8 protein-coding genes are annotated in these 13,841 nt (G+C 66.9%); all 8 read right to left on the bottom strand.

Features of this window, described 5'->3' with window-relative positions:
• Nucleotides 1-31: 31 nt before the first annotated feature.
• The 8 genes from ACUXST_RS05660 to ACUXST_RS05695 all read right to left on the bottom strand — a co-directional run bounded on the left by ACUXST_RS05660 (nt 32) and on the right by ACUXST_RS05695 (nt 13,746).
• The gene (locus tag ACUXST_RS05660) at nt 32-1,036 is read right to left on the bottom strand and encodes a glycosyltransferase family 2 protein (protein WP_458388953.1); all 1,005 of its coding nucleotides are present in this window, start codon (nt 1,034-1,036) and stop codon (nt 32-34) included.
• 48 nt (nt 1,037-1,084) lie between these two features.
• Complete coding sequence (locus ACUXST_RS05665; protein WP_458388954.1) at nt 1,085-2,842, bottom strand: hypothetical protein; 1,758 nt, start codon at nt 2,840-2,842, stop codon at nt 1,085-1,087.
• A 6-nt stretch (nt 2,843-2,848) separates the two neighbouring features.
• The gene (locus tag ACUXST_RS05670) at nt 2,849-4,078 is read right to left on the bottom strand and encodes a glycosyltransferase family 2 protein (protein WP_458388955.1); all 1,230 of its coding nucleotides are present in this window, start codon (nt 4,076-4,078) and stop codon (nt 2,849-2,851) included.
• A gap of 128 nt (nt 4,079-4,206) precedes the next feature.
• The gene (locus tag ACUXST_RS05675) at nt 4,207-5,496 is read right to left on the bottom strand and encodes an MFS transporter (protein ID WP_458388956.1); all 1,290 of its coding nucleotides are present in this window, start codon (nt 5,494-5,496) and stop codon (nt 4,207-4,209) included.
• On the bottom strand, nt 5,489-6,907 hold the full coding sequence (locus ACUXST_RS05680) for an amino acid permease (protein WP_458388957.1): 1,419 nt from the start codon (nt 6,905-6,907) through the stop codon (nt 5,489-5,491). The genes ACUXST_RS05675 and ACUXST_RS05680 overlap by 8 nt, the downstream gene beginning before the upstream one ends.
• Before the next feature lie 370 nt (nt 6,908-7,277).
• Nucleotides 7,278-11,447 (bottom strand): translocation/assembly module TamB domain-containing protein, encoded by a 4,170-nt coding sequence (locus tag ACUXST_RS05685; protein WP_458388958.1) that lies wholly within the window; start codon nt 11,445-11,447, stop codon nt 7,278-7,280.
• Nucleotides 11,448-11,450: 3 nt separating this feature from the next.
• Nucleotides 11,451-13,436 carry an autotransporter assembly complex protein TamA gene (locus ACUXST_RS05690; protein ID WP_458388959.1) on the bottom strand — a complete coding sequence of 662 codons (1,986 nt, stop codon included), beginning with the start codon at nt 13,434-13,436 and terminating at the stop codon, nt 11,451-11,453.
• Nucleotides 13,437-13,536: 100 nt separating this feature from the next.
• Nucleotides 13,537-13,746, bottom strand: coding sequence for a hypothetical protein (locus ACUXST_RS05695; protein WP_458388960.1), 210 nt, complete (start codon nt 13,744-13,746; stop codon nt 13,537-13,539).
• Between the last annotated feature and the right edge of the window lie 95 nt (nt 13,747-13,841).

Consider the following 13,841-nt stretch of genomic DNA (forward strand, 5'->3'; position numbering starts at 1 on the left):
TCGTTGCCAGTGGGAGCGGTTCGGACCACTGCTAAAATGCACCGCTAAGCTTGGCGCGGAGGCGCGGCAGGATGCGCTCGACGAGGCGGGAGTCCCTGAGCAGACGCACAATGCCGGACGGACGGAGCGCGAGCACTTGCGACGCAGCGGCCGCAACCGCCTTCCAGTCGCCACCGGCGGCAGTCGCGAGCGACACATTGACGCCGATCGACGCCCGGGCTGCCGCTTCGACGCGACCGCGCATGGCTGACGGAAGCTGATCGAGGTGCCGTTCGAGCACCGTGCGCATCTGCGATCGGAAGTCTTCGGGATTGCGCGAGCCAGTGACGGTCAGCGAGCTGCCGTGGACGCGGAAACCGGTCGTCACCTCGCGGTGGTACATGACAGCGCCGGTACCGGCGAGCTTCAGCCAGAGATCCCAATCGGCGGTGTACCAGAGGTCGGTGTCGACGCCGCCCGCCGCGAGCCACGCATCTTTGCGGAATACCGGAGCAAGCACCGAGATGAAATTCTGCACCAGTAGCCGCTCCATGACGAGCGTCGTCTCGAGCATGCGCTCGGCCGGCAGCGGGCAGCTCCATCGGCCGAGTGCACGGCCGCGGCGGTCAATGATCATCGTCGGGGCGAGGTGAAGTGCAGCGTCCGGCGCCTTGGCGATCCACCGCTGCACGGCCGCGATCCGCCCGGGCAGCCACACATCGTCCTGGTGGAGCATGCAGACGTGCGCGGCCCTCGCCTGCTCCACGCCGAAGTTGGTTTTGGTCTGCCAACGGTCGAGGTCGCGCCGCTCGATGATACGCACCGGCAGCCGATCGGAATATTCATCGATCATCGCAGCAGTTGCCGGTCCCTCGCTGCTGTCGATCACGACGATCTCGATGCCCTCGGTCGGTTCGGCAGCCAGGGACTCGAGAGTGGCGCCGATCCAATCCTCGCCATCGTGAACAGGCATCACCACCGACAAATAGGGCGTGGCCGTCACAGCCATCGGCGAGCGATCCGCGCGATCCGGCTGCACGGGTGCCTCATCGAGCATGCCGGCCCTCCAGCTCGTCAAGGAGCCACATCGATCCTGAACCCCCGCTCATTTGCCCACACCTGCAGCGGATACCAGGCAATTGGGCACTTTTTCGTGAACATTGCGCACAAGCTTGTCGAAAGAGGGACTGTCCGGAGCGCCGTTGGAAGCGAAACTGACGCTGTGCTGGTCGGCGCGGGTGATCAGCGCGATCCTGCCTCTGCCGCATAGCCGGACGAGGAGGTCAGAGTTGATGTTGATACTGGAAATCCGCAGCGGCCGATTGCTCAAGTCCGGCAAATTGCGGACGGTCTCGATCGCGTTACCTGCCCAACGGCCGTCCATGGTCGGCCGGGGCGTGGTATCGATCAGCACCATCGGGGCCTGCTGCGCCGCGACCAGCCGTTCAAGGGCAACATAGGGCTGAACAAAGCGGTAAGTGGCGGCGAGCAACAGCGGGATGGTGACGACCGCTGTCACTCCGCTCAATGCGAGCACTAGACCGTCGGCGCGTCGTCCAGTGACGGCACGAAGCTCCTCGTAGCCGTAGCCGGCAAGCAGAGCGAAGCTCCCCAGGTACGGGTGAAGGTAGCGAAAGCCCCAGCCGTGACCCTGAAACGGGATGACGACGGTAATGAAGGCGAGCCACAGGCAAATGCCGAGCAGCAAGGCAGCGGGGAGCCCGCGACCCCGGATCGCCAGCGGGATTGCTGCGGAAAGCAGCGGGATCAGCGCCAGGTTTTGCCAGGCGACGAAGCGGACAAGATTGAGGAACATGGTGATGCCCGTGTCACCCCGCCGCTCGGCGAAAGCGGTCGTGACGCGTGCCATCAGGCTCGTGCTGGGCGCTTGCTGCACGGCACTTGCAACCTCGGGAGCCGCAAGTGCGGGGAAGACGGCCCACCACAGGATGATCGCTGCGTAAGCGGCGGCGTAAAGCAGCGCGAGCTTCCGCTCCCCGTGCTGGAACCGCCAGAGCAGGAATGGCGCGGCGAAGAATGGGTGGAACGCGATCTGGTGGAGCCCCGTCGCTGCGAAGGCGCTCAGGATGGCGATCGAGTGCCCGAGCCGGCCGCCGCGGAGGAATGCCGCAAGCCAGATCAGGTTCAACGCCATGTGGCCGGTCATCGAATAGACCGTCATCGTGTTGACGAGCATCTGTGCGGACAGCGCGTAGACGAGCAGCACGACCCAGCATGCTCGGTTGTCACGGCCAAAGGTCCCACGTGCAACGTCGAGCAATGCCACTCCGCCGGCTACGGCCAGGAGCGGGTTGAACAGGGCGGGGTCGGCCAGCTTCGAGAAAGCGAGCCGCAGCAGTGCGTTCATGGGCAGATAGGAGGAAACGAGGCCGGTCGGCATGTTCTGGTTGAGGAGAGGCGCCGGCACCAAGGCGCTGACGTACGGCACCCAGGCCGCTGCCACCGGCGACGCGAGATGCAGACGATCGTAAACGGCCATGTCGAACAGGACCATCCGCTCATCGATCGACAGCGGGAAGCTGCCCATCAGCGCGTAGCTTGCGAATGCGAGCAACCCGGCAAGAACGAACGCAAATGCCAGCAGCCAGCGTGCCTTCGGCAGACGCGACGGCAGATGCCAAGCCGGCGACCAGAAGGCGCTGACGACTAGCGAAAGGGACAGGACGAACAGCGGCAGCGCGTCCTGCGACTGCACCTGGTGGATCGGGAAGAAGTAAACGTGGCTGCGCGACAGGATGACCGTGATCGCGAGCAGGAGCAGGCCCGTCAGCGCGGTCTGGCGCTTCCACGAGGCACGGTCAGCGCCAGGTCGCGTCGACGGAAACGTCTGGTGAGCAGTCATCTGGCTTCAGGAGCCGTGCCGCTCGTCCAGATTATCCAGCAGCAGCTTCAGGACGAAGCCGGACAGGACCATCATCACGCCGGCGACCGTCGCGGTCGTCGTGGCGAAGACCAGGTGAACGGATTGCTCCATCGGGCCGCCCTTGAATATCCACTTGAACGCAAGCAGCGCGTCCGAAGCGAGTCCGCCGGCCGCCAGGATGCTTCCACCCAGTACCAGCCATTCCAGCGGGCGTCCGCGCTTCAGCCACGGAACGACGCGGCCTCGCTCGATCGGCTGGTAGATGGCGATCGCGACCTTCGCGAGCATTCCGAGGAGGATAGCGCAGAGGCCGATCAACGTCGCCATCGACGACAGCGCCACGAAGTGGATGCCGAAATAGTGGTTGCCGGCCAGGATCGGTCCGCGCGCCAGAGCGGCGAGACCGAGCACGCCGAGCGTCAGCAGGACGAGGCCGGGGATCAGGTACAGCGTGTCCGGCGCATAGGCGATGATCAGCCGCAGATGCCGCCAGCCGTCGCGGAACGAGCGCAAGTGCGGCGGACGGCCGCGCTTGTCGGGATAAAGCTTGATCGGGACTTCGCGGATGTCGAGCCCGGCACGGTGAGCGTTGATCACCATCTCCGACGCGAACTCCATGCCCGGCGAGCGCGCGCCTAGCCGCTGGAAGGCTTCGCGCGTGAAGCCGCGCATGCCGCAGTGGAAGTCGCGGATTGGCGAGCGGTGCAGCCAGCGGGCCACGGCGGAGAGCACCGGATTGCCGAGGTAGCGGTGAAGCGGCGGCATGGCGCCCGGCTCGATGCCACCGGCGAAGCGATTGCCCATGACCAGCTCGGCGCCGCCCTCGAGCGCGTCGATGAAGGCGTCGATCTCGCCCCAGTCGTAGGAGTCATCGCCATCGGCCATGATGAAATACTTGCCACCCGCAGCGGCGGCGGCAGCGCTGATTGCCGCTCCATAGCCGCGCACCGGCTGGTGAACCACGCGAGCACCGAGTGCTTTGGCGATTTCGACCGAGCGGTCGGTCGAGCCGTTGTCGCCGACGACGACCTCGCCGACGATGCCGCGCCTGGCGAAGGCGCCGAGCACCTTCCGGATGCAGATACCGATCGTCGCTTGTTCGTTGAGGCAGGGAATTAGCGCGGAGACGAGAGGCGTTGCCGCGGGCTCACGCTTGCTGCGCTCCGCGACACGCGAAGCGGTCCGCACGACGGCGCTGTTCGACGATTTCCCCACCTGTATTCCCCCAGTTCCGCCAGTCGGTGCCTGACGCTCGCAAGCTCGTCGGCAGGTCCAATTGGAGGTACGGCGGAATGGTTACTCAAAAGTTCACGTTTAGCAATGAATCCAATGATCGCGCTCGCTTAGTGCTCGGCGATGAGGCTCGTGGTCCTGGTCTCGCGCATACGGATGTAGGCGATCAGCGACAGTGCGCAGAGCCCCGCGATATAGACATAGAACCACCGCTCGTGGCCCACGCCTTTAAGCCAAAGCGCAACATATTCCGCAGTGCCGCCGAACACGGCGTTCGCAACGGCGTAAGGCAAGGCAACGCCGAGCGCGCGGATCTCGGCGGGAAACATCTCCGCCTTCACGATGGCGTTGATCGAAGTGTAGCCGGTGACGATCACCAGCGATGCCATCACCAGCAGGAACGCCGCGACTGAGCCATGCGTGTGCTCGAGTGCGACGAAGATCGGGTACGTCAGCAGCGTTCCCCCGATGCCGAAGGCGATCATGATCGGCTTGCGGCCGATGCGGTCGGAAAGGCGTCCGGCGAGCGGCTGCAGAAACAGCATGACGGTGAGCGCGACAGTCATGATGCGTGACGCGGTGACGCGATCGAAGCCGCTGGTGTTGGCCAGGAACTTCTGCAGGTAGATCGTGTAGGCGTAGAACGCGCCGGTCCCGCCCGCGGTCAGGGCCATCACCAGCAGCGCCTCGCGGCGGTGGTGCACGACCAGGTTGCCGATGGTCGAACGCATTCGGTCCGGACGGGCAGCCGCTTTCGTGTAGCTCAAGGTCTCGTCGAGGCGGCGGCGGATAAAGAAGACGATGACGGCGAGCACTGCGCCGGCCGCAAAGCCAATGCGCCAGCCCCACGCCTGCATCGCCGCGTCGCCGAGGCTCGCCTGAAGCACGACGAGCAGCGCCAATGCGATCAGCTGGCCGCCGATGATCGTCACGTACTGAAAGCTCGACCAGAATCCCCGCCGCTCGCGGTCGGCGATCTCGCTGAGGTAGGTGGCGCTCGAGCCGTACTCACCGCCGAGGCTGAGCCCCTGGATGATGCGCGCGAGCAGCAGGATCGCGGGCGAAAGCAGTCCGGCGCTGGCATAGGACGGCGCCAGCGCAATCATCAGCGATCCGAAGCACATCAGGGTGACCGACAGCGTAAGCCCCGCCTTGCGGCCGCGGTGGTCGGCGTAGATGCCCATGATCCAGGCGCCGATCGGCCGCATCACGAAGCCGACCGCGAAGATCGCCGCCGTATTCAGAAGCTGCGCGGTCGGATCACCCTTCGGGAAAAAGGCGCTCGCGAAGTAGAGCGCGAACGCGGAATAGACGTACCAGTCGAACCACTCGACGAGATTGCCCGCCGAGCCGCCGAGGATGTTGCGGAGCCGGCTGTGGTGGGCGGCTGCGTCAGCCACCCGGTGCAGACCTCGCGCGGTCGGCGGCGCGGCTGCCGTAGACGAAGTAGAGCGCAATACCGATCGCCTGGGCGACGAAGAAGAAGATCTGAGTGCGGTTCGGCAGGCTGATGAACAGGTAAATGCAGCCGAGGATGCCAGCGACGCCGACCACTGTGGCGGCGGGAGCGCGGAAGCGCCGCTCCCGGTCCGGTTCGCGCCGGCGCAGCACGAGCATTGCGGCACACACTGCGATGAACGCCGCGAGAGTCCCCGCATTGGCCAATGCGGCGATCGCCGTGAGTGGAACCAGGCCCGCGAAGATAGAGGTCACGATCGCCGTGAAAATGGTGATCCGCACTGGCGTTCCGCGGCTCGACACGCGCGCCAGGCTGCGGGGCAGCAGCCCGTCGCGGGCGACGGTGAAGAAAATGCGGCTTTGCCCATAGAAGAATGCGAGGATGACGGTGGGAAGCGCGATCACCGCCGAAGCGCCAAGCACGCGCGCGGCCCAGGTCTGGTGGATTTGGCGCAGGATCAGCGCCAGCGGCTCGGGGCTGTCCGCGAAACCGGTGTAGGCGACGGCGCCGATCGCTGCCGCGGCAACGGCCATATAGATGAGAACGCACACGATCATCGAGCCGACGATGCCGATCGCCAGGTCGCGGCTCGGGTTCTTCGCTTCCTCGGCAGCGGTGGCGATCGCATCGAAACCGTAGAATGCGAAGAAGATGATTGCGGCACCGGCCATCACTCCGACCTCGCTGCCGGGCGGGCCGGTGCGGGGGAAGCCAAGCGGCATGAACGGATGGAAGTGCGACGGGTCGAACACGGGCAGCGCTACGGCCACGAACAGCGCCAGCGCCGCCATCTTGATGAGGACGAGAATGGCGTTGAGGGTCGCGCTCTCGCGCGTTCCGGCCATCAGCAAACCGGCGACCACGACGATGATGAAGATCGCAGGCACGTTGATGACCCCGCCGAGCTCCGGCCCCTCGATCAACGCGTCCGGAAGGCCGAGGCCGATAGATTGCAGGAACCCGGCAGCGTAGCCGGACCAGCCGACCGCGACGGCGCTGACGACCAGGGTATATTCGAGGATCAGCGCGACCCCGATCATCCAGGCGATCATCTCTCCGAACACGACATAGGAGTAGGTGTAGGCCGACCCGGACGCCGGGATCATGGTCGCGACCTCGGCATAGGCGAGCGCCGCGCAGGCGCAGATCACGCCGGCGATGGCGAATGACAGGATGACGGCTGGACCTGCCTTCCCTGCACCGACGCCGATCAGCGTGAGTATGCCGGTCCCGACGATCGCCCCAACGCCGAGCGCCACGAGGTGCGGCCAGGACAGCGACTGCTTGAGGCGGTGCTCCTCGGGCATCTCGTGCCGCGCAACGACGGTCTTCCTGTAATTCCAGTTCTTCATCGCGCTGATCCCCCGTCGCTGATCGGAGCCTAGCGAACAGGTACGGCAGCGGGCAACCGGGGGAGTGCGGAGCGAATGTTCCCAATGTTCGCACTGACGAGCATAGATCGCGCAACTGCGATCCTGCTTCCCCACGGAGAAAATCGCGGCCGGCTCGCTATGGACGCGTCTCCTGCGCCAGGACGGGCGGAGCGATGAAGCACAGCTTTCGGCGTGTAGGACAGCGCTATCCAGCGCGAATGACGTGGTTCATCCGGAGGCTTCATCCGCTTAGCACAGTTTCGAGGGAAACGAAGTTGGCGGTGCTGGTCATGGCTTCAGCGACGTTCGCGGCTCACAGACCCGGACGCTCCCCCAGACGCGCCAAAACTCAATAATCCTTGCTGACGCGGACGCCGGCGCTCGATCGGCCCACCGTCGAGATCGTCGACAGGATCGAGAGCCAGCGGGTGATCTGATATTCGACGCGCGTCGCGGAATAGCCCTGGCCGTCGGTCACGACTTCCACGAACAATTTGCGAGTTACGTATTTGCCGGCGCCGATCGCCGTCTTCTGGCCGGTGGCAATGTCGGCCGGGACAATCCGCAGCCGGTCGAGGCCGACGGCGCGGCGTAGCGCGTTGATCGGATCGAGGCTGCCCGAACCGCTCTGCAGCGCGGCAACTGCAGACGCGAGCTGCAGTGCTTCAGGCGCCGAAAGGTTGGTGATCGAGGTGCCGAAGAGGATGCGCGACAGGAGCTCGTCCTGCGGCAGCGGCGGCGAGCTTGCGAACGTGATCTCGGGCTTGAGGCCGGTGCCGCCGACGATGACGCTGGCGTCCATGCCCTGCATCTGCGCCTGCGCGTGGATGTCGAGCTGCGGGTCGGGCGGGCTCTCGCCCTGGAAGCGGATGACGCCGCGATCGAGCTTGAAGTTGCGGCCGGCAAAATCATAGTCGCCGCGCACGAGGTTCGCGCGGCCGGTGAAGCGCGGCGCATCGACGGCGCCGCCGATGTCGAGGTTGGTGCGCCAGACGCTGCTGATGCCCAAGCCCGTAACGCCGAGGTTGCTGCCGGCGAGCCTCACGTCCAATTTCCACGGGTTGAGTGCGACGGTCGAGATCACGTCGTCCTGGTCGCGTCCTCGCTCGCGCACCTGGAGCTGGGGAACGGCGGCGGCGCTGCTCGCGCGACCGAGCTGGAAGCGCCCCTTGTCGAGGTGGAGGTTGCCCGAGATCGTGCCGCCCTGCCCGTCCGAGCGGATCCGCAACGGCCCAGTGACCCGCGCCGCGACGTCGTCACGGTTGAGCAGCAGGGCTTGGCTTGCGTTGAACGAGAGGTTGAGGCCGGTGCGCCCGCCGGAGAAGGTCACCGAGCCGCCGCCGGTAATCGAGCCCCCGCCCTCCGTGCGGCCGGTGAGCTGGGAGAAGACGAGCTGCGGTCCGGAGAAGCGCGCCTGGGTCGCGAGCTGGTCGATCACCATTCCGGTTACGGCGCTTTCGAGCCGCGCATTCTGCGTTTTGAGAGAGCCGCGGATTACGGGATTGCTCCACCGTCCGCCGATGTCGGCGCCGATGGCGATCGGGCCGGAGAGGTCGAGGATCTCGGAGCCTGAGAGGCGCCACAAGGTGTCCGCCGGCCCGACGTAGCGAAGCTGCGCGAACAGCGGCGCGTTTAGCAACTCCGCCGCTAGAGGGCCGCCGCCGATCGGAGCGAAACGCGCCTGTGCCCGGCCGATGACCGCGCCGTTGCTTGCTGCGACGGCTCGCAATGCGGCCTTGTTGCCGTCGATCACTGCGGCAATGCCAAGGTCGATCGGCTTGGAAGCAAGCACCAGCCCGGCGCGGCCAAGCCCGCGCACGGTCAGGTTGAGGCGGCCGTTGCGATTGCCCTTCCACGCATAGTCCACGAGGCCATTGGCTGAGCCGGAGAGACCAAGGCCGGGTGACACGAGATCGAGCAGCTGGAGCGGCATGCCGGCGAGTTGCGCATGCACCTCGGGCCGCGAGCCGCTGCGGCCGGACACGATTGCGCTGCCGCCGCCGAAGCCGATGCTGGTCGGCGCAAGCTCCCACCCGTCGCCGGAACGAGTCAGTACTGCAGCCTGCCGCAGGACGAGCGGCTGCTTCTCGATCCGGCCGCTTCCCGTTAGGCGGATGGTGTCGGGCGAGACATCCGCGAGTGTCGAGAAGGCGAAGGCCGCGCCGCCGCTGCCGGCGAAGGCGGCGCGCACCTGACCCGAGCCGTTGACGAGCTTGGCATTGGCGGTGAGGCGAGCCAGCGTCAGACCGCCCGCCTCCACGCCGCGTGCATCAACGACGCCCTCGATGGTGGTCCGCTCGTCGGCGAGGATGATGGTGCCGTCGATGCGACCGCTGTGGACTGCAAGGAGCCCCGGGAAGCGAGCGCCGGCGGCGGTCAGGTGCGCGTCTATCCGCTGCGCTCCGCCTGACGGCGCAAAGTCGAGCGTTCCGCCGAGCGTGCCGTTCGCGAGGGTCAGGCGCCCGTTGAACCCGCCGGGGTCGGAGCGAAGGCTGCCGCTCGCGTGCGCACCGCCCACGTCGAGGGCGGCGATGGCGATCTCCGTCGCGCCGCCGCTCGGCATCAGGATCCGGCCGTTGCTGGTGAACGGCCCCAGCTTCGAGCCGCCGCTGGCGCGATAGTCGAAACCGCCGGCGGTGGGGGCGAGCAGCAGGTGAAGCCCGGTGATGCCCAGCGATTGATTGGGGCGGTCGAGCAGCAAGTCGACGCGGGGACGGGCGATATCGCCGTCCAGGATCATCTTCAGCGGCCCGTATTTGGCCTGGCGGCCTGACGCGACGATGTGAAAGGTCCCGTCCTGCAGGCGCTGGCCCGACCCGGACAGCCGCAGCTTCGGCGAGTAGAATTGCAGGTTGGTCAGGCGCAGCACGCCATCCGGGCCGCGCTCGAGATTGGTCTCGATGCGCGGCAATCCGCCGGTCAGATCGCGGAAGAAGCCGTTGTCGAGCCGCCGCACCCAGGCCTTGCCGGTGCCGAGAATGCGCGAGCCGCGTCCGCTCGGGTCCGGCACGACGCGCAGGTCGGTGAGCACGTCGACGATGCCGAGGCCCGGGATCTGATAGCGGGTCAACCCGCCCGACAGCAGGACTTCGAAGCGGCCCGTGACGAGATCGATGAGGAGCGACAGCTTGCCATTCAGCTTGGCGCTCGTCAGCCGGAGGTCCTGCCCGCGAACGAGCTTCGGTGTAATCGTCAGCCAGCCTTCGAGCTTCGGGTTGGCGAGGATTGCGCCGGCCACATCGCCGACACCGGTGATCCCCCGCGCCTGCAGCCGCAACGGGACCCGCATCGGCCATGGACTGAGGCGCCCCCGCCCTTCGGCTCGCACGTCCAGGAACCCCGTCGCATCGAACTTCACCCCCGGCGACGTCAGCCGGTACGCGTAGTTGGCGGTTCCGAACGGGCCATCGAGCGTGGTGATCAGGCGAACGTTGCGGCCGGTCAGATTCGGGAAAAGCGCCGGCGGCTTGAGCAGGTCGACGCCGATCCGCATGCGCCGGAAGCGGCGTGTGCCAAGGTCGATGCCGCCCTTCGCGATCGAGCGCAGCGCCGGCGAGGCAAGCACGAGCTGACCATCGATGACCCGGTCGACGAATGTCGCGGAGCCGCGGACGTTCACGACCGGCGCAGTGAGCCGCATCAGCCTGCCGGTCAGGAACTGTGCCGGTTTGAGCTGGCCCGCGATGCGGTAGAGCCCCTTGTCGAGGCCGAGCGCCAGGCGTGCTGTCGGGCGGCCGGACAGGTCGAGGTCGGCCTTGCCGCGCCAGTGGCTCCAGCTGCCGTCGCCGCCGATGACCAGGTTGATGGCGCGGCGGGTGCCCACCAGTGCCGGCAAGACACCGTTCGCCGGCGAAACTGCACGGGCGTCGAGATCGAAGCGGTCGCGGTCGGGCTCCGCGTCGAGCTTCAAGTTGATGCGGTCGCCGTCGGCGTCGAGGATCGCCGCAAGCTCGACCAGTGCGCGGCCGGACCGCACGTCCGCCTTGCCAGAGACGCGACCTCTCCAGGCGCGCCCGGCGACCTGTGGTCCGACATCCAGCTGCCGGATGCTGAGCTCGCCGATGTGGATATCGAACCCCGGCAGGATCGGGCCCGGCTTCGCCGACGGTTTCAGCTTGGGCAATCGGACCAGCGTCACCCGGTTCGCGGTGACGCTATCGACGTGGAGCTTGTTCGTGAGCCAGGCTCCGGGCGTCCAGTCGAGGTCGATCTCGGGCGAAGTCAGGAAGGTGCCGCCGTTGTCGGCAACCGCAACGTTGCGCAGCTGTGACTTGCCGAAAATCGAACCGTCAATGCGGCCGATCCGGATCTTCAGGCCGGACGCCGTCTCGAACTTGCCGATGCGGTCGATGATGAAGCGGTGGCCCGGCGCCGTATCAAGCAGGATCAAGGCGCCCGCGAAGATGATGAGCAGCGCGATGAAGAGCGCCAGCAGCTCGTCGAGCAGGCGCCGCGCCCAGTCCGAGCGCAGGCGCGCTCCGGAAGGAGGTGTCCGCAGTTCGATTGCGGAGTCGGCCACGCGCTAGAATGCCTGCCCGAGCGACACGGTGACGGCGACCGGACCGTCGCCCTTTTGCCGGTTGAGCGGCACGCCAACGTCGATGCGGATGGGACCGAAGCTTGAATAATAGCGGGCACCGAGCCCTGCTGCGAAGCGCAGGTCGTGAATGCCCGGCAGGATGCCGGTGCTCAAGGAACCCCCGTCGATGAACGGAACGACGCCGAGGTTGCCGCCGAACTGCTTGAGACGGATGCGGGCCTCCAGCGCGAACTCGGCGAGGCCGCGTCCGCCGATCGGGTCGCCGTCCACGTCCTTCGGCCCAAGCTGCTGGTATCCATAGCCGCGAACGGAGCCGCCGCCTCCCGAGTAGAAGCGGCGCGACGGCGCCATATCGTAGACACCGGCGCCGATGATCGTCCCAAGCCGGATCCGGCCGGCGGCGACGATACTGTCTGAGATCGGCCGATAGGCGCTCGCGTCCAGCTGGGTGCGGGCATAGGTCAGATGACCGCTGTGCAGCGATCCTTCCGGGCTGATCCGCGCGCTGAGGCGAAAGCCGCGCGTCGGGTCGAGCAGGCTGTCGCTGCCATCGTAGCCGAGGCTGAGCGGAAGAGCGGCGATCAGGAAGGTGCGGGTGTCCTTCAGGCCGGAGGAGTCGAAGACGCCGTGCTCGTCGGTGGCAAGGACGGCCGCCCCGTAGGTCCACGTCCACTTCTTCTGCCAGATGAAGTTGCTCTGCCGCTGAATCTCGCCGGAAAGCAGGACGGTGCGGGCTTCGTAGGCGTCGTACTTCTGGTGCGAAGCGAGCGCCTGAAGGTCCAGGACCTGGTCGCGGCGCCGGAAGTTGTTGCGCCGAAGCTCGACCGCCGCAAGCTGCTCGCTGGTGCCGAGCACGCCGCGAAGCGTCAGCGCACCTTCGGGGTTGAGGAAGTTGCGGTCCTGCCAGCTCGCCTCGACCTGGGCGCCCTGCCCCGTGTCGTAGCCGATAGCACCAGCAATGGTGTGGCGTGGCGCGGGCTGCAGGCGGACGTCGAGGTCGACGACCTGGCCACCATTGGTTGGCACGACGGTAATGTCGGCGACGGCAACGAGCGTCGTCGCGATCAGCGCGCGCCTGAGATCGTCGAGCATGGCGCGGTCGAACCGCTCGCCGCGATGGAAGCGGGCGATGGTCCATATGTGCGAGGCGCTAAACGGCGGGCGGCCACTGACGCGGATCGTGCCGAAGCGGGCGACCGGCCCCGGGTTCACGGGCAACCTGAGGCTGGCGAGGTGCGTCGCGTGATCGACTTCGATGTCCTGCTCGCCGATCGTAGCTCCGGCGAACCCCTCGCGGCCGAGAGCCGTCTTGAGTGCGACGCCGCCGGCAATCACATCCGTTGCGACGACCGGGTCCCCCGCTTTCACGCCGAACGCGTTGCGCAGGCGCTCCGCTTCGGGGCCCGCAGCTTCGATCCCGGGCAGCTCGACGGATGCGAACCGGTACTGCTCCCCGGCCACGGCTTCGAGCACGACCTGGACGATTCCACCGGCGAGGGCGGTGCGCGCCTCGACATTGGCGTCGTAGTAACCCTGGCTACGGAGCAGTTGCTCTAGCAGGTCTGCGTCCGCTCGTGACCGGCGGTCGATCTGGGCAGCGTTCGCCGCATCCTTGCGGTCGGCCGCAAGTGCCGACTGCTGGTGGAACGCGACGAGCAGGTCCTCGGCCGCCGGCAAGCTGGCGAGCCCTTCGATGGTGAGGCTGTAGCGCCTGGCCGACGCGGCCTGAGTGCTTTCGTCGGCCGGCGTTGGCGCCGTGGGCGAAGGTTCGCGCGTATTGAGATCTGGCCAGTCGACGCCAAGGTCCGGCAAGGGGTCGAGCGGCGCGGAAGGGTCGAGCTCGGTAGAAGGAACGGGCTGCGCCTGAGGCGGCGCAGCCTGGGCAAGCCCCTGCGCCGCCGGAACGACGCAAAGCGCCGCCGCGCACATTAGCCGCGCGGAAGTCCGCGCTCGATCCCACCCACTCATCCGGGCCTAGCCTTAGACAGCGGCCCTGAACGGCGCCAGTATGAAGCCAAGAGGCGCTGCGCCTGCCGGTCAGGCGCGATGTTGCTGGAATCGCGCTGCTTTAGTGGACTGTCCCGCGAACCGTCCGGTTGCTGAGCGAAGCGATGACGCGCTGGATCTGCCGCCAGTGGCAGAAGCGCACCACGTTCCCATCGTCGCGAAAGCGCCGGGCGCGAGCCGCGGCTTCTCTCGCGGCATCGTCTCCAAACCGCTGCATGAGGTCGGCGGCGTCGGAAAGCGCTGCTCGGCCGTGGATGAAGAGATTGTCCATGCCCGCTGCCCTAGGCCAACAGCCGTTGCGGGATTGCCGACAACCATCATCAACGCGGCGTTGACCATCATTCAGTGCCTTCCGCACTGGCGGGC

The sequence above is a fragment of the Sphingomonas sp. F9_3S_D5_B_2 genome (assembly GCF_054263715.1).